Origin of the sequence: Rothia sp. HSID18069, from assembly GCF_003989155.1 — a bacterium.
Classification (GTDB): domain Bacteria; phylum Actinomycetota; class Actinomycetes; order Actinomycetales; family Micrococcaceae; genus Rothia; species Rothia aeria.
Genome location: NZ_RBMG01000005.1, coordinates 18,445 through 36,034 on the forward strand (window position 1 = coordinate 18,445; position 17,590 = coordinate 36,034).

Here is a 17,590-nt window from a genome sequence, read left to right on the forward strand (position 1 = left end):
GAGCCAAATAAACGATTAACATCATATAAAAGGTGGCTGCCGCACGTTTCTGGAGCGAGATGATTATTTAAAACACCTCTTTAGAAACGTGCGGCAGATTGTAGCAATACCTAGATGCCTCAGTTCTGCACCATACCTAGCGGAACATTAAACACCCGTCTTTTGTGCCCGCTTAGCGGCAGCATCCGAGTCTCGTTTAGCCCAGAACTCGCGGGTGGTCACCTCATCCGTGCCGTCCCAGGCAGCCAAGTTTTTAATCTCGGGCATATCGGATGCCATGAAAATAGGCTCCAGCCCGGCCTTACGCTGCGTCTCATAGTTCTTCAGAACCGCAACCACCTTCGGCGAAAGCCACAGCACCGCCACCAGGTTCACAATCACCATGCCCGCGTTCAGCATATCCGCCGTCGTCCACAGCAGGCTCAGCGATGCGATCGCGCCAAAGAACACAAACCCCAGCACCACCAGGCGGAACACCGTCAGTGCCCAACGCTTTTCGGTCACAAAGCGGATATTTGACTCGCCGTAATAGTAGTTGCCAATAACCGAGGAGAACGCGAAAAGGAAAATAGCGAAGGTTAAGAAGTGCGTGGCCCAACCACCCAACTGGGCGGCCAACGCATCCTGAGTCAGGCCCGCCCCGCGGGTCTTATCGCCATAGACAGGATTCGACAGAAGCACAATAAACGCGGTCACAGAGCAAACCAGCATCGTATCGAAATACACGCCCAGCGCCTGCACATAGCCCTGTTTGGCGGGGTGCGAGATAGTCGCGGTTGCGCCCGCGTTCGGGGCGGTACCCATACCGGCCTCGTTCGAGAGCAGGCCGCGTTTCATACCCCAAATAACGGCACCCATCGTGCCGCCCACCACAAACTCACGCAGACCAAAAGCGCCCTCGAAAATCATGAGCAGAACGTTCGGAATTTCTCCAATATTCAGCCCCACCACCAGAAGGCCCAGAACCAGGTACAGCACCGCCATGAATGGCACCAGAAACTCGGTCACCGAGGAGATCGCACGAATACCACCGAAAATAATGGCCGCCGTCAGGCCCGTAATAATCACGCCTACCAGGATGCGGAACCCCATACCGTCCGTGCCTTCAATGCTGATATTGAACGAGTTCGCGCCCGCCTCAACAATCGCGTTGGTCTGCACCGCGCAGAACACAAAACTATAGGTGAGCACAATAAAGCCCACGAAAATCAGGCCCAGCCAGCGTGCGTTCAGCCCGCGCTGCATATAGTAGGCGGGGCCACCAATATAGGAGTCCTTGCCGCGCTCCTTATACAGCTGACCCAGCAGCGACTCGGCGAAAGCGGATGCGCCGCCCACCGCCGCAATAATCCACATCCAGAACACCGCGCCGGGACCGCCCATCGCAATAGCGATCGCCACGCCCGCAATATTGCCGGTACCCACACGGGATGCCGCCGAAACCGTGAACGCACGGAATGAGGAAATGCTCTTACGGCCGTCAGCTTCGTGACCGGACGGGTCGGTGAGCACGCGCAGCATCTCGGGCAGAGAACGCCACTGCACCGCACGGGTGCGGATGGTCAGGAACAAACCAGCGGCAATCAGCGCCACGAAGAGGAAGTTCTCCCATACCCATTGCTGAATAGAGTCAACCACGCTGGTGGCGCCAGAGGTATAGGTGTTGATGTCTTGAATAAAATGTACGAATCCCTCCACGGGCGCTCCCATCGGGTTATTGGACACAGTAATCCCCCGGTACGAGGCGTCACTGCGGGGGAGGGGCGGGGCTTAAGCACCCGCATACGGAAAAAGATATTTTTCCGGAAGTTACAGGTAACTATTGTTGCGGTACAGTACCCGTGTGAGCAAGCTCAATAAGTGGTTTCAGGGAATTTGTAACGAATAATTAACGCACACCGCAGCGTGTGCCACCCCCGCCAAAAGCGCCCTCGGCTTAGCAGTAATTAGAAGCGGGGGAGAAGGCTCACTGGTAGCGCTTATCGTGCTTTAACGGTTTCACGAAGGGGAACGAAAGCACCCCGCGAATCTGGGTCTGCGCCATGAGCATTACCAGCCGGTCAATACCGATCCCCAGCCCGCCGGTAGGCGGCAGCCCCGTCTCCAGGGCGTACAGGAAATCCTCATCCACTTGCATGGCCTCGGGGTCTCCAGCGGCCGCTTTCAGCGACTGCGCTACCAGACGCTCACGCTGCACCAGCGCATCGGCTAATTCGGAGTAGGCGGTACCCATCTCCATACCGTTAATCACCAAATCCCAGCGCTCCACCAGTCCCAAAACACTGCGGTGCGCACCAGCTAAGGGGGAGGTCTCCACCGGGAAATCCGTGTAAAACGTGGGGAACACGGTTTTTGCTTCCACCAGTTCACCATACAGTTCCTCAATGACCGCCCCTGCACCCATATCGTCCCGTACGTGAATCTCATGCTCACGAGCCAGGGCCAGGAGCGTCTCAAAATCGGTGTCTAAGGTGATGGTGGTGCCCACCGCCGCTGAGAGCGCCTCACACACCGAAACCACCGGCCAGGCACCTGAAACGTCATCCAGCGTACGGTCTGTGCTGCCCTTTGCCCCCAACGGCAGCACGCACTGACCGTACACCGCCTGCGCCGTGTTTTTAATGATCCGCTCCGTTAGGTGGCGCATATCGGTGTAGTCGGCGTAGGGCCGGTATGCCTCAAGCACTGTGAACTCGGGGTTGTGCGTGTTATCTGCACCCTCGTTGCGGAAGTCACGGCCCAGCTCATATACGGCACCCATGCCGCCCACCACCAAGCGTTTGAGGTATAGCTCCGGGGCGATACGCAGTGTTAGATCCGCCCCGTAGGCGTTAATGAACGTTTTGAAGGGGCGGGCGCTGGCGCCACCGTGCACCGTGTTCAGGATTGGGGTCTCAACCTCGGTGAAACCTTCCGTATCCAGGGTGCGCCGGATGGACGTAATAATAGCCGAGCGCATCCGCAGGTTTTGCACCTGTTCAGGGTTAACCAGCAGATCGGTGGAGCGGCGGCGCAGGCGTGCCTCCGGGTCGGTGAATGAGTCGAACGGGATGGGATGCAGGCACTTGGAGACCATCCGCCAGTTACTGGCCAGCACTGAGACGGTGCCGTTACGTGAGGTTCCCATGCTGCCGGTGATGAGCAGGATATCGCCGGTATCGACGGTCTGGCTGAGAAGCCGCAGCGCCTGTGCACCCACAGCGGCGCGTTCAATAACCACCTGGAGGGTGCGGCCGTTCTCTATGAGGGTGAGGAAGACGACCCCGCCATGATTGCGAATAAACCGCACCCGACCCGACAGAGTAAATTCCTCAACCGAAATATTTCCTGAATGTAATATATTGGTGAGCTTTTCCACCGAGTAATCACACCGAACACCCAACGGATACGGCTCCATACCTGCGCTGCGTAATAGCTCAGCGTGCCGGATGCGGTGCCGAGTCTGCTCACTGCGGCGTGTCTGCACTCGCGGGGTGTCTGCCAGAGACCGGCGTTCAATCTCCCGCACCCGCTCACAATCAGCCTCTCCCAATAACAGCACCTGGGATCGCTGCCTCCGCGCCGAAATCGAAATATCCGGCAGGAACCCCTCGGCCACACCCGCCGCAACCACCGTATTAATGAACGCCAGCGTCGGCTCAAAAGCCATATACCGTCCCACCCACTCCGGGGCGAACTTCAGGTTAAACCGGTACAGGCGTTCCAGCTGCCAGAACCTGTCCAGGTACCCCAGTGAACGGGAGGCGAGCCTCTCCCACGGGCTGGCCCCAAACCGCTCGGCGTTATCGTACACGTGACGGAACATCGCAAAATTCAGGGAGACACGGGTGATGCCGTACTCACCAGCCCGCTCCATCAGCCCGGCCACCATGAACTCGATAGTCCCGTTGGGGGCCTCAGGGGAGCGGCGCATTACATCCAGGGAAACCCCTGTGCGGCCCCACGGCACGAACGAGAGTAAACCCACCATCTGCCCGTCGGCAGCGTGCGCCGACACCAGCAGGCACCGGCCGTCGGCGGGGTCACCCAGGCGGTTTAGAGCCATTGAGAAACCGCGTTCCACCCTGCCGTGCCGCCACTGGTCGGCGTACTGCTGCATCTGCTTCAATTCTTGGTCATTGAGGTCACGGTGGCGGCGAATGCGCAGGCTGTACCCCGCTTTCCGCACTCGCTGGCAGGCCTGCCGCACCTGCGTCAGCGACGTATTATTCAGACTGAACCTGTCGGTGGTGAGTACCGCTTCGTCGCCCATGCGGGTAATGCTCAGTCCTTCTTTGGCGAAGGCACGCGCACCCGCCTCGCTCACGCTAATAGCGGCCGGAACCCACCCGTAGGTGCGGGCGGCGCGCATCCACGCCCGGATTGCTGCGCCCCAGGAGGCCGGATCCCCCACCGGGTCGCTGGATGCCAGGCACACCGAGCCCACCATGCGGTATGTGATGGCGGCCCGATGATCTGGGGAGAACACGGTCTGCTTATCGCGGCGGGTGGCGAAGTATGAGAGGGAATCGTTTCCTCCGTACTCTTGAAGCAGCTCACGCAGCCGCACCTCGTGTTCAGCTGTCCAAGTGTTTGGCATACGGTACCCGCGCAGGATGAGGTACACAGCGATCGCCGAGAAAATCCCGTAGAACACCGAGGCGATAGTGCCCACGACTGCCGCAGCATGAGGCCCTTTAAGTTCGGGGACAATGTCAATCCCCAGACCGTGCAGTACCAGGTTTTGTGGGGTGACTCCGGGAAGGTGCCGCCCAAAGTACCAGGTGATGAGTGTGGTCGCGGTGAAACCGCCCACAAACACAAGGGCCGCCACGGCCCACGAGATACGCCCAATACGGGCTGGGAACGCTTTACGAATAGACCACAGGAAGGGGATGGCGATTAGCCCAATAACCACCGAAATCGTGTCTACCCACGAGATGAGGTACTGTTTGGGTCCCATGATCGGGTCGGGGAAGAACACCATCAGGGTGCTGTCAATACCCAGCACAATACCCGCTGCCTGAAAGAAAATCGCCAGGTACAGCCCCAGACGTTTGCGGGCAATCAGACCCCAGGTGATGACGAGCATTGTGACGGCACTGGCCAGTGAGTGGGTGGCGGGGATATTGAGGAGGCTCACCCCCAGCTCCCACCAGCGGAAGCCGCGCCCGCTGCGCAGGGGCGAGATAATCCAAGAGAACACTGTGATGACGGTCAGGAAAGAGTAGGCGCCAATGAGCCACCGGGCTGACACCTCGGCGTATCGTGAGGCTGTATCCGCCGCGTCGCGGCTTCGTTTCTGGCCTGTCATGAATCCCCCTTCGGGCTGTACTGCCTACCTATAACTCTATAAATCTTTTGGGCGTGTGCACCTTAAAAGTTACGGGTAATTTGCTTGTGATCGTGCTGAGAAAACGAAAATGACTTATAGATATAATAGAGCTAAATATATATACAGAAATACATCGTATACCTTATGTAAATATTTATACTTTATATAAAATTAAGCTTAAATATTAAAAACGCTCAAACACACTTAAAGCTTTTAGACAGAGAAGTCTTCCTAAGGAAAACACCATGATTATCGTGAAATGGCGAGTAGTGATCCTGCTGCTCGTGCCTACCATCCTGTGCTACGGGTGGATGATATTTATTCTGCCCAGGCTCATGCGCTCCAACGGGGTGCGCAAATATGTTCTGCAAGCGGTGAGTCTTACCCTCACCTGCCTGCTGACCCTCACCAGTGTTGCCTCGTACCTGAACCTTCAAAACAAGTGGTACCCCACCCTGGAAAGTATCTTTGCCGACCCCAATGCTCCCATTACAGACAGCCACTACGGCGCGCCCCTGACCCCCGTCTCACAGCAGGTCTCTGAGCACACCCCGGAGCAAGAAAATGCGCGAGGCGCTGAATCCGTGAAGGAGGCACTGGCTCACGCCGAGCCGGGCAAACCCCTGGAAATCACGGTACCCGGGCGGGGCGGCACACCGGATATGAAAACTTTCATTTGGCTCCCCGAGGGGTACGCCTCCCACCCGGAACGCACCTACCCGGTTATTCTTGGGCTTTCGGGGTACCCCGGCTGGCCTTTAGGGTTTGAGCAGTTTGCCGCCAAACTTAAACCTGGTGCTTCCCGTCCCATTGGTGATGTCATTCTTGTTGCCCCAGATATTTTCTATAACGGTATCGACACCGAGTGTGTGGACAGCACCAACCCCAAGGGGCCGCAGGTGGAAAGCACCATTGTTGAGTCCCTCATCCCGCTGCTTAAAACCACCCTGAGAGTCAGTACTGAGGCTGACGGGTGGCTCGCCTGGGGGTATAGCTCCGGTGGTTTCTGCGGGCCGATGCTCGCCATCAGGCACCCGGATCTTATTGGTGCTGCCGTCTCATTCGCCGGCTATTTTGCCCCGCAGTACCTTGAGGGTCAGCAGTGGCGCCCCGCAGAAGACACCGAATATGACTTGCTGCGCCTGCTGCGGGAGAAAAAGCCTCCGGTAAAAATCTGGTTTTTTACTGCCGAAGACGACCTGAGTATTCGGGACGAGGTGCCCGCATTCACGCAAGCCGTTCAGGCCCCCACCAGTGTGCAGCTTGCCACCGTCCCGGCGGGTGGGCACAGGTATGATGTGTGGTTCAGCCGCGAACCTGCCGCCCTCCAGTGGGCGGGCACCTACCTGGCGCCGTTTAAACCCTAGATACGCGCTTTCACCTCAACACGCCCACGTGAGTACAACACGTGCCCGCCCCCGCGCAGCTTTGCCTTAATGCCTCAACCGTACGGTGTGTATGGGGCAAAGGTGAAGTGAACGTTAAAAAATCTGCGTATGATTAGGCACAGGAAAGTACATGCAACGGTACTGACCGCCAGGGTAGTACGCGTAGGGGAGGCAGCCGGTGAATATCTCAAACTGGGGTACGGTGCTTCTGTTTGGCGTGTTCACGGTGTTCTGTTACGGCGTTGTGATTGGGGTGCTGCCGCGCATGCGCGGCCCCGGTGCGCGTAAATATGCGGTGCAGGCTGTGGGGATGTTTTTAGCTGCCCTCTTGACCCTGCTGACGGTGGGCGCTTACCTGAACCTGCAAAACCGCTGGTACCCCACGCTTGAGAGTATTTTCGCGGATCCGCACGCCTCTGCCTCAACGAGCACGTACGGGTTTTTCCCCGGTAACCCTTCGAATGCGCCCACGATCGAGCTCAGCGGTGAACAGAAGGATGCGTACACTAATCCGGCGCTGCGGGCGGCCTTTGAGGAGCGCCGCGCCAGCGGGGGCAACGGTCCGCTGCAGCTGTATATTCCCGATAGTGCCGGGCGGAGTATCCGCACGCTGGTGTGGCTTCCTGCTAGTTACCTGGATTCGCCGGAGCGCGTGTACCCGGTGGTGTTGGCGTTCCCAGGGTACCCGGGCATGCCGGATGTGTACGAGAATTTTGTTCCGGCCCTTGATCGTGCGGTCGCTAATGGCACTGTGGGAGAGACGATCCTCGTTGTCCCAGATGTGTTCTATGCGGGGGTAGACACCGAATGTGTGGATGGGGATCCCAATACCAGCCCCACCCCGCACACGGAGAGTTTTCTGACTGATTCACTTATCCCGTTTATGAAGAGGAACCTGCGGGTGCCTACTACCGCCGACGGGTGGGCCACCTGGGGGTATAGCGCGGGTGGCTATTGCGCATTAATGCTGCCGGTGCGTCACCCCGATCTGGTGGGGGCGGGAGTCTCGTTCGCCGGGTATTTTAAGCCTCGGTATGAGCCGGGGCAGCAGTGGCGCAGCGAGGACGATAGCGAATACGATCTGGCACGCATCCTGCGTGAGAAACGACCTGCCGTGAGGCTGTGGTACTTTACCGCCGCCGACGATACAACGGTTACCGCTGAGCTTGCGGATGCGACGCGCGGTATTAGTCAGCCCAGTATGCTCAGCGTGGTGACCATACCGGCTGGTGGGCACAGGTTTGATGTGTGGCACCCGAATGATTGGCGTGCCCTGGCCTGGTTGGGAAAATATCAGTGGTTTAAACCCGGTGGAATGCGTTAGCGGCTTCAGACCCTGCCGGGTGCCCCTTATGAAACGCTAGGTGCCGCCTACCGTGTGTACGGTAGGCGGCACCTGGTACAGGGGCTGCACTGTGTGGGCGGCTAGTCGCCTTTTCCTTCGAAGACGTCGGGAATACCGTCGTGGTTTTCGTCCAGTTCTTCTTTTTCTGCGACTGCCTTGTAGTGCTTATTGCGGCGTGAGAGGATGATCGCACCCAGGATGGCGGCGGTAATGGAGCCGAAGAGAATAGCGATTTTGGCGTCTTCGGTGTGCGGGGAGCCGTGCGGGAACGACAGCTCAGCCACCAGCAGCGAGACGGTGAAACCGATACCGCCGGTGACCGCCAGACCAATGACGTCGATCCATTTCACGTCCGGGTCGAGGTTGGCGTGTTTGAACCGGGTGACCAGCCAGGTGGTGCCTGTGATACCCAGGGTCTTACCGACCACGAGCGCGAAGATAATGCCGATTGCTACCGGGTCGGAGAGGGCCCGGCCCAGCCCGTCGAAACCGCCCAGGGCTACACCCGCGCTGAAAAAGGCGAAAACGGGCACACAGATACTGGTGGAAATGGGCCGGAACCGGTGTTCGAAGACCTCCGCGAGGCCGGAGTCGGCACCAGCGGCTTCGGTGCGTTTATTGAATTTCACGGGTACGCAGAAGCCCAGCACCACGCCCGAGATGGTGGCGTGAATACCTGATTCGAGGAAGAGCGCCCAGGTGATGAACCCCAGTGGCAGCAGAATAATCCAGGCTGCGGCGGGTTTGAGATGGAACATTTTCTCGCCCTTATAGGCGATGAGCGCGAAAAGCCCGATGGGAATAATCGCCGCCAGCAGGTATTCGCCGTGGAAGTTATTGGTGTAGAAGATGGCGATAATGCAGATGGCGATCAGGTCGTCGACCACTGCGAGGGTGAGCAGGAAGATGCGCATCGCCGAGGGCAGGTGGGTGCCCACACCCGCGAGTACGGCCACCGCGAACGCAATGTCGGTGGCGGTGGGGATAGCCCAGCCGTGCACCGCTGTTTCGCTGGCGTGGTTGACAATGAAGTAGAGGATGGCGGGGGTGATGACGCCGCCGCACGCCGCAGCAATGGGGATGATCGCGGTGCCAGGGGATTTGAGATCGCCAATGACGAATTCTTTTTTGAGCTCAAGGCCGGTGAGGAAGAAGAAGACAACCAGTAACCCGTCGGCCGCCCAAGTGCCAACACTCATGTGAAGGTGGTGGAATCCGGGGATTTCCGGGCCGATTTGTGCATCCCGCACCCCGAAGTATGCGGCTGCTAAGGGGGTGTTGGCAAAAATAATGGCGAGGACGGTCGCTATGAGAAGGATGGAGCCGCCCACCGATTCTGTGCGTAGAATATCGGCAATACGCACCGATTCGCGGTAAGAACCTCGCCCGAAAGCCGTATTGTCGGGTTGTACGTCACTCTTCTGAATCATGTTCTCCTCAGGGGTTTTGTGCGGCGTTCCTTATACCAGTGTAACGTCTTTCCACAGCAAAAACTTATTTTATTCCAGTATATGAATTTTTATAAACAAATAGACAGCTTTGAATATTTCCCTGTATATGGTGATATAAACCCACAAAAATAAAGCATAAAATGCAGAAACTCACTCTTAAGAAATATTCCCCACCGCCGGTATAAAGGCGATGGGGAATGCGAAAATATGCGCTATATGTTTTTAGGAGCCAGCAACTGCGGGGGCTGAATCGTCCTCACCGTGGTTTTCATCCAGTTCACGGGCAACGTAGTTCTCAATGTCAAACAGGTTGCCGTTTGCGCGCTTAACAATGGTTACCAGGGTCTCCATGGAGGCGACCTCTTCAACCTGTTCCTTCAAGAACCACAGCATGAACTGCTCGCCCAGCGGGTAGGTTTCGGCGCGGGCGGCAGCGAAAATTGCCTCAATCTGGGTGGTGACTTCCTTCTCCTGCGCCAGCGACATATCAACGATTTCCTGAACATCTGCAAAATCGTTCTGTACTGCCGGAATCGCCGGGATCTGAACCTTGTGACCGCGGTCGAGCTGGTACTGAACCATCATCAGGGCGTGGTCGCGTTCCTCCAGCGACTGTCGGTAGAAGTAACGGGCCAGCTGCGGCAGATCCTCGCCATCAAGCCAAATAGCCATTGCAAGGTACTGGTGGGATGCGGCAAACTCATGGCCGACCTGCTCGGTCAGCAGTTCATAGAAAGACTTGGTCATCATACTCTCCTGGGGTGTGGTTTATGGGCCCAAAAAGTGGGCGTAACTCAACCTGACCAGTCCATAATATGCGCCGGTTCGGTGTGTGTATACACAGAACAGGCTAATCTCGACCGAGAATTAGGCCCTCCTGCGGCGTGTACTAACCGAGCACAACCTATGTTGAGGGTGCGCGAGCTGCGGGGGCTGCCAGTACGGCGTAATACGGGCCTACTCTGGGTACGAGCCGCGGCGAAGACTATCGATTGATATAAGCTTCGAAGGAGTGTCTCCCAGTACGCTGGTGCCAATATTGGCGAGGTCGTACACCTGCTGTTCATTGAGATGGTCAAAGATTTGTCGGCGAACTTCAGCCACATGGCCGGGAGCCACCTGCTGAATCCTTTCAAGCCCTGCCGGGAGCAGATGGCAGATGCTTACACGACGGTCTTCGCGGCTAATGGAGCGTTCAACGAGGGAATCTTTCTCAAGGCGCGCCACCACACGAGACAGACGCGCAGGAAGAGTGTTTGTGGTCAGTGCCAACTCTGTCATGGTTAGGCTGAGCTCGGGTGACTCGGAGAGCATGGCAAGCACCATGTATTCAACATAGCTTAGGTCGGCTTCACGCTGTAATTGATTTTCTAGCCTGCGAGTGAGGTTAAAAATAATAGAGCTTATAAATAGCCACGCCTCCCGTTCTTCGGGAGTAAGCCACCGGGGTTCTTCGGCGTGCGGTGAGTCAGACACAGGATGCTCCTTCCGGGTCCGTCGTCTTAGTGAGCTGTATGTTGTCGTAGTAGTAATCGAGATATAAGGTTGTATTAATTCCCCATTGTATATGTATCATCTCTCATATTCCGGTAACGGCACCAGTAAATGCGGCGCATTCACAAGTTTTGGTTTACCTAAAGTGTGCGCGCAGATATGTAATAGGTTCCAGCTTATAGTAAACGTTTCCTTATTATTCACCGCTGAAAAATAGGGAGCGAGTATTTTTGGGTGTTTACTTCCCGAATCGATAAAAAATTGGTACTTAAGAAGCTGAGCTGTACTTGAAGGTTTTAGAGTGACGAAGGTCAAAAATACGGATTTTTTGGGACTTAGGTCACTTAAAACAACGCTTGAGGGGTGATTTTTCGCCCCTAGTCGAGAGCGTGTTGTCTAGGAGTGCTATCCTCAAGCTGAGGAAAAGCCGCGTAATATCAAGGTAAAATGGGGTATAAAAAAATTGGTACGCTTTTTTCAACCCTACTTCAGGGGAAGATAACAAAACGATTACAAATTTTTCTGAAAAAGTACCATTTTGGGTTTGCAACCGGCCCAAGACCGTGTACACTGGTATACGTAACGGGGTCGAAAGAAGCCCGCGGGGCGAGACCGGAAGCTCAAACCGAATGGGTTCGACTCTCTATTTATCGGTGATTGTCGTCAGTGTGCGGGTAACCCGCATTTCTACTGACGGATGTGCGGTGCGGATGCAGTTCGTGGTTGGGCTGCATTCCGCGCCGTATCTTTTTAACCAGCCCCTTCTGAGGCACTCTCAACCACTCACTCTGAACAACCTCTAGAGATTTCCTATTGGTACCCCTGCGTGCCCTGTCAGGCGTTATCACTTCTAACCGCGGAGCAAACTTGTGGGTACACCCACTAGGCAATGCAGGAATTACCCTGCCAATCCCTGCAAATACAGGCCATAGAGGCTGTTGGGTGGCCCGAACCAGGCTGCAACATCCATCATTCTATGAACTATCAGTAATACAGCATCTAAATCTCTTCTCCGCTCGGTGCATCCCTGCAAACACGCGGAAAAGTCCCATATTTTCTTGTCGCACCCGGGCAGCGACCACCCGCGTGAGGTACTGAGAGTGATCGGCCGCGTAGCGATGAGATAAAGGTCGCCACATCTAAAAAGTCTTTAACTGTTCAGAAAATGACAATGTGTATGGGGTGAATGTGAAGGATTCGGGGATGCTTGGTTTGGGGATGCAAAAATACGTGCACGCGTGGGCGAATCCAGAAGCAGAAAGTGTCAAAAGCAGCGTAGTGGGGGAGAGGCGCCTTCTGGTGCGTGGGGTATATCGGGGTGTACACCAACCAGCAGGTTTCCTGAGCCTGGGGCGCCTTCTGGCGTGTGGGGTATACCGGGACATTTGCGGGGGTGTGTGTTTAATATTGCCGCCGGAGACGCGCCAACAACATGCGGTTATGTCACTCCGCCACTAGCGTATCCACAGGTGTTATCCACAACGTGGAAAACTTACAGGTGTGTTATTCATAGGATCTTAATAACGTGCGGTGTGATAACGAGATGGCATAAAGACCCTTGAAATACCGGGGGATTTCCATCAGATGGACGCGGCTCATCTCACCATCCAAAATATACAGGCGGGTTCAGGTGGCGCACCCCCTCCACAACGCGCCCGTTATACACACCTGTGGAAAAGTCTGTGCACAATATCCACCGTCCACCCTCTGCGCCGTGCATAATATTCACCGCATGTATTACCTCCCACCGTTTGCCCCGCCCCCTGAAGAAAACTCGCAGCAGAAAGACGAAACCGGCCAAAAGTTCTTCCTGCTGGCCGTAATATACTGCCCGCATATTAAGCGTTGAGATGCTATAAAACGGCCCCTTCGCACCCTCCGCAGCGAGTATCCACAGACTTTATCCACAGCGTGGATAACTTACATACCTGTTATTTGCGGGTCTGAACCCCGCAAAAATCCGGCAAATATCCCGAAATCGTGATGAATTTGAAATAAAATCCACGGGTTTATCCACCCCTGTGGAAAACTTTCTCCACCCTATGCACAGCATCCCCGCACAATGCCCAGAACCCACTGAACTCGCAGGCAAACGCTGGTACCCTTGTAACGACGCCATCTTCTGAATGAAAGGGCATACACTATGGCTGAAAAGTACACTCTTCCCGAGCTCCCCTACGACTACGCGGCGCTCGAACCCCACATCTCCGCAAAGATCATGGAGCTGCACCACGATAAGCACCACGCAGCCTATGTTGCAGGCGCAAACGCAGCCCTAGAGCAGCTTGAGGAAGCACGCGCAAACGGCTCCTACGGCAACGTATCCAAGCTGTCCAAGGATCTCGCCTTCAACCTGGGTGGTCACACCAACCACTCCATCTTCTGGAAGAACCTTTCCCCCGAGGGCGGCGACAAGCCCACCGGCGAGCTCGCAGCGGCTATCGACGAGTTCTTCGGTTCCTTCGACAAGTTCCGTGAGCACTTCACCAACGTTGCCCTCACCATTCAGGGCTCCGGCTGGGCAATTCTCGCCTGGGACACCGTGGGCAAGCGCCTCATCATTGAGCAGCTGTACGACCAGCAGGGCAACATCTCGGTGGCACTGATTCCCGTTCTGCAGCTCGATATGTGGGAGCACGCCTTCTACCTGGACTACCAGAACGTGAAGGGCGACTACGTGAAGGCATTCTGGAACATCGTGAACTGGGCAGATGTCGCTGAGCGCTTCGCACGCGCAGTGTCGCAGACCAAGGGTCTGGTGCTTCCCGAGTAGTCCTCAAGGATTAACGTGCGCTCGCACTCAGGGCGTATCGTATACGGGCGGGTGTCCGGTGCCTTCGTTAGAAGAGGCGCCGGGCACCCGCTTTGCGCTATAGAACTCATGGGTTAGTGGCTACACGGTGATGAGATGGTATACAGAACCGCGATGCCCTGAGTGTGCTCGCTGTTCTGCTATACCTCGTTTGACCAATTTGGGCAGTGCATACCGAACCTGCCGTGCGGTTAACTGGGTATCTTCTACGAGATCGGCGACCGTAGCGGGCTTCTGCGCTAAGACAGAATACACCTGTGATTCTGTGGCGGATAGTTCCTGCGGTACGTCAACATGCTGGGAAGACTGTGCCGCCCGTTGATCCCGTGTGGACTGTGCATCGTCCGTGGAGCGGTAAATGATAACGCGTACCTGAATGCCTTCATCAAGGATGCGCGCCTCGCGCAAACCAGCATTGCGTAAGGCCTGCTGTGCCGCCAAAATACCGCCGCCTTCTCCCTCAATGAGCCGACGACCGTCGCTGAGACGAATATTCTGACAGATAGCGTACAGTGCCTCATTCACAGCCGCAGGGCGGTGCACAAGACCAACCTGACTAGGTAAAATACCCCAAAAACCACCGGGGCTGATGATCTCAACACGGCCACGCTTAATAAAAATCTGCACGAACTTTCCCGAAGCATCCCGCTCATAACTGCGGTGCACAAGGGCATTCGCCACGAATTCGCGCAGAGCCACCAGAGGAATTTCGGGTTCATCCACCAGACCCGCCCCATCAGGGGTTGTTACGGTGCGGTTTTTGAGATTACGCACAAGCCAGGCAAGTGCGTCTTCAAGCATGGCAGGAATAGGGCCTTCGCCCCGAAAACGGTCATCATTACGGGCTGTACCGCTCATAGACACTACGCCGATAATACTTGCCCCAGAATAAAACTGCTGCGGATAATCCCCCAGAGCACATAATCCGGCCAAGGTTAAATCGTTCTGCGCGGCGGTGAGAACATTGCGTTTGTGCAGAATTTCCTGGTCAGAGTCATGCCGCAAACGTGCTGAGGAGAGGCGAACCTGACGCAGAAAGTCCTCGGTGTATGGCTCATCTAAATCTTTGATGGACGTGCCAGGAATATTTCGTAGGTCATTCTGTGGTTTATGGCGTTGGGCATACATAAGGCTTAGCGCGTAACTATCCATCGGGTAGTCACCGTCTCCGAGGCGTTGATACGCCACATTACCTTTAAAGCAGGGGCGTTCCTGTACCGGTAACCCTGGAACAGATACGATGAGCACCTGATGATCGCCCAGAACCATATCGGTGGTTTCTACCGCGATTTTTGGTTTGAGATTCTGCGCGGCGTCAATAATTTTTGCTCGTAAATCTTCAAGATCGTAAACGCCCACGGGTGCAAAATCTTGGGATTCGTCCACGCCGCATATGATGATGCCACCGTCAGGAAGATTGGCGAAACTGCAGATAGTTTCAGCAATAGAAGACGGGTAACCGTTATGCGCCGACTTCACCTCAACGGTCAGGCTATCCCGACCAAGGAGGCGTAGCTCATTCAGAGTCTGTGTCACTTCTTCAGGCGTATACATGTAAATATTGTAACTCTGAGAGTGACAATGTGGACGTCTGACTGGGTTGAAAGTTACAAATCTGGTGATTTTGGGTGACAAAATGTAACTTTCAGACGGGTTTTTTGTCACTTTGGCATAAAAAACGGAATGAAAGTGACAAAAATGTAACTCTCGATGGCAATTGTGTAACTTTCACCGAGGAGTCAAACGGGTCCCCTTTGATTTTTGTGGACTTTCGAAGGGGCACACATACTCGCGGGATGCTCTCGAAAGCGTAAAAGCGGGAGCGGGTAAAACTGGGACGGATCGATGTTCGCTAGGCCGCGCCGAGTTCTTGGGCGAGAAACGCCATTTTGCGGCCGCGGCCCCAACGGTAATCCCCGATCACGCCGCTCTCACGAATCACTCGGTGGCAGGGAATAATCAGCGCCACCGGGTTGTGTCCCACCGCGGTTCCCACTGCACGGGCGGCACGGGGGCGTCCAATACTCTCAGCCACAGACCCGTAACTTTGCACGGCACCCTGCGGAATATTCAAAAGCGCACGCCACACCTGCACCTGAAACGGCGTACCCTTCAAATGCAGGGCGATGCGCTCCCCGCCTCCACCGAAAATACTTAACGCCTGCTCGTGAAAAGGATGCTCGCCCTCATGCAGCTGCGCATTCGGGTATTCGGCGCGCAGGTTCGTGAGAGCCGCATCCGGGTTATCGGCGAATGCCATATGACATATGCCTTTATCCGTTGCGGCGATCAGCACCATGCCGAAAGGGGACGCGGCGTAACGCCAGACGATGCGCAGGTTCGCCCCGCCGTTCTTGTACTCGCCGGGGGTCATGCCCTCAATGGTGACGAACGCATCGTGCAGGCGTCCCGTGCCGCTGAACCCGCTCGACCAGGCCGCATCGAGCGTGCTCTGCTGCCCAGCGAGCGCCGCCTTCGCCCGTTCAAGGCTGATATGCTGCAGCATTTTCTTGGGGCTCACCCCCGCCCACTGCTGGAACTGACGCTGCAGGTATTCGGGGCTCACATGAACCGCCTGGGATACCTGCGCGAGCGTGGGCTGATCTGCGGCGTGGTCATACAGGTACTCGATAGCGGCGGCTATGCGCCCGAACTGGACGGTCTGCTCGATCGGGTCTGTGATGCTCAAAGATTCTCCTAGTTCAAGGTCTTAACACTAGAGAATACGGGTGTTCCGGGTGGAAAACGACCCGATTCTTGACCTTGTGCGCATTGGGTGTAGAAGTGATTGTAGAGTTTAGGTGATGAATTAGAGAGACAAATGCGAGGATATTAGGATACGCTCAAAGGGCGGCTGACAGTTAACGCCATAAATCCCTGAATTTTAGGAGAGCCATAATGGAGAATTCTTTTACTCTTGACCGACAGACCCTACGCGATATGCGTGACGTTCTTGATGCGATACGGCGTGAACATGGAGGTTCCATTAACGCTTCTATGACTTTACAGGGAATATCAGATTCGCAGGTAGAGATGCATCTTACGGATACTGACTATATAGATACCCGTGTTAATTTCGAGGTATCTTTTGAGGCTATGCATTTTGCTGTCATGTGTGTTCCGGCTGAGAACTTTGCAGAGGATTTAGGGCCGTATATGATGCGCAGCAGTTCTCAGTTCACCTTCACCTGGGAGGACTATGGCTACGGACCAGAGATTAACGGTATACCACTGTCTGTGGGGCATGCTGGAGGTCTAGACGACATGCGAGACTGTACGGAGTGGTATTTTCCTGAAACACGGTGGATACCGCTGGGGACCATTACTGGTGATGACTACCTGCGTATTGTCGCCCAAGATGCTCCGGTGAAAACGTATAAAGAAGGTACTCTACAGTACGGTGTAGTACATTTTCTTGATGTGTATTTTACGGTGAAAGATGTATTTAGTTTTCTTGAAAATACCCTAGGACTGACACTTCCTGCTGATTCGCACATTATCCAAGATGCATTGAAGGCAGAGTGGAAATTCCCGGTAACCATATTTGAAACAGTGTTTGTACTAGCAGATACCACCAAAGCTAAAAATATTCAGGTGAGCGTTAGTGATCCTGCCCCTAAGGAGCTTGTCCTGAAATTTGAGGGCGAGAACTTTACTCATGGGACACGCGCAGTATCTATTTCGGAGGCTGACGAAGAAGAGGGGTTATAGACCAATGTTTGATTTTCTTACTGAAATCAATAACGTATTCAGCGACCCCCATGGTGAGTAACGGTTCGCAGCTGT

The 17,590-nt window shown here is 55.3% G+C and carries 11 protein-coding genes; 4 read left to right on the forward strand and 7 right to left on the reverse strand.

Annotated elements, in window-relative coordinates:
- Window positions 1-147: 147 nt before the first annotated feature.
- Window positions 148-1,710 (reverse strand): alanine/glycine:cation symporter family protein, encoded by a 1,563-nt coding sequence (locus D8M41_RS10360; RefSeq protein ID WP_257604835.1) that lies wholly within the window; start codon window positions 1,708-1,710, stop codon window positions 148-150.
- 256 nt (window positions 1,711-1,966) lie between these two features.
- Window positions 1,967-5,293 carry a bifunctional lysylphosphatidylglycerol synthetase/lysine--tRNA ligase LysX gene (gene lysX / locus D8M41_RS10365; protein WP_126926974.1) on the reverse strand — a complete coding sequence of 1,109 codons (3,327 nt, stop codon included), beginning with the start codon at window positions 5,291-5,293 and terminating at the stop codon, window positions 1,967-1,969.
- 266 nt (window positions 5,294-5,559) lie between these two features.
- Between lysX and D8M41_RS10370 the strand changes: the two genes are divergently transcribed.
- Both D8M41_RS10370 and D8M41_RS10375 read left to right on the forward strand, forming a co-directional pair.
- Window positions 5,560-6,681, forward strand: coding sequence for an alpha/beta hydrolase (locus D8M41_RS10370; protein WP_126926975.1), 1,122 nt, complete (start codon window positions 5,560-5,562; stop codon window positions 6,679-6,681).
- 199 nt (window positions 6,682-6,880) lie between these two features.
- Window positions 6,881-8,026, forward strand: coding sequence for an alpha/beta hydrolase (locus D8M41_RS10375; protein WP_126926976.1), 1,146 nt, complete (start codon window positions 6,881-6,883; stop codon window positions 8,024-8,026).
- Window positions 8,027-8,127: 101 nt separating this feature from the next.
- Here the strand turns inward: D8M41_RS10375 and nhaA are convergent, their stop codons facing one another.
- The 3 genes from nhaA to D8M41_RS10390 form a co-directional block, all read right to left on the reverse strand.
- The gene (gene nhaA / locus D8M41_RS10380; RefSeq protein ID WP_006886989.1) at window positions 8,128-9,477 is read right to left on the reverse strand and encodes a Na+/H+ antiporter NhaA; all 1,350 of its coding nucleotides are present in this window, start codon (window positions 9,475-9,477) and stop codon (window positions 8,128-8,130) included.
- A 243-nt stretch (window positions 9,478-9,720) separates the two neighbouring features.
- Complete coding sequence (locus tag D8M41_RS10385) at window positions 9,721-10,245, reverse strand: ferritin (protein ID WP_126854879.1); 525 nt, start codon at window positions 10,243-10,245, stop codon at window positions 9,721-9,723.
- 210 nt (window positions 10,246-10,455) lie between these two features.
- Window positions 10,456-10,974 (reverse strand): MarR family winged helix-turn-helix transcriptional regulator, encoded by a 519-nt coding sequence (locus tag D8M41_RS10390; RefSeq protein WP_006886974.1) that lies wholly within the window; start codon window positions 10,972-10,974, stop codon window positions 10,456-10,458.
- Between the two features lie 2,161 nt (window positions 10,975-13,135).
- Here D8M41_RS10390 and D8M41_RS10395 point away from each other — a divergent pair.
- Complete coding sequence (locus D8M41_RS10395; RefSeq protein WP_006886979.1) at window positions 13,136-13,765, forward strand: superoxide dismutase; 630 nt, start codon at window positions 13,136-13,138, stop codon at window positions 13,763-13,765.
- Between the two features lie 120 nt (window positions 13,766-13,885).
- On the opposite strand, the gene D8M41_RS10400 is transcribed toward D8M41_RS10395, so the two are convergent.
- On the reverse strand, window positions 13,886-15,340 hold the full coding sequence (locus tag D8M41_RS10400) for an RNA-binding domain-containing protein (protein ID WP_232617513.1): 1,455 nt from the start codon (window positions 15,338-15,340) through the stop codon (window positions 13,886-13,888).
- A 316-nt stretch (window positions 15,341-15,656) separates the two neighbouring features.
- Window positions 15,657-16,493 (reverse strand): bifunctional transcriptional activator/DNA repair enzyme AdaA, encoded by an 837-nt coding sequence (locus tag D8M41_RS10405; RefSeq protein WP_126926977.1) that lies wholly within the window; start codon window positions 16,491-16,493, stop codon window positions 15,657-15,659.
- 209 nt (window positions 16,494-16,702) lie between these two features.
- Here D8M41_RS10405 and D8M41_RS10410 point away from each other — a divergent pair, with 209 nt between their 5' ends.
- Window positions 16,703-17,515, forward strand: coding sequence for a hypothetical protein (locus tag D8M41_RS10410; RefSeq protein ID WP_126926978.1), 813 nt, complete (start codon window positions 16,703-16,705; stop codon window positions 17,513-17,515).
- Window positions 17,516-17,590: the final 75 nt, after the last annotated feature.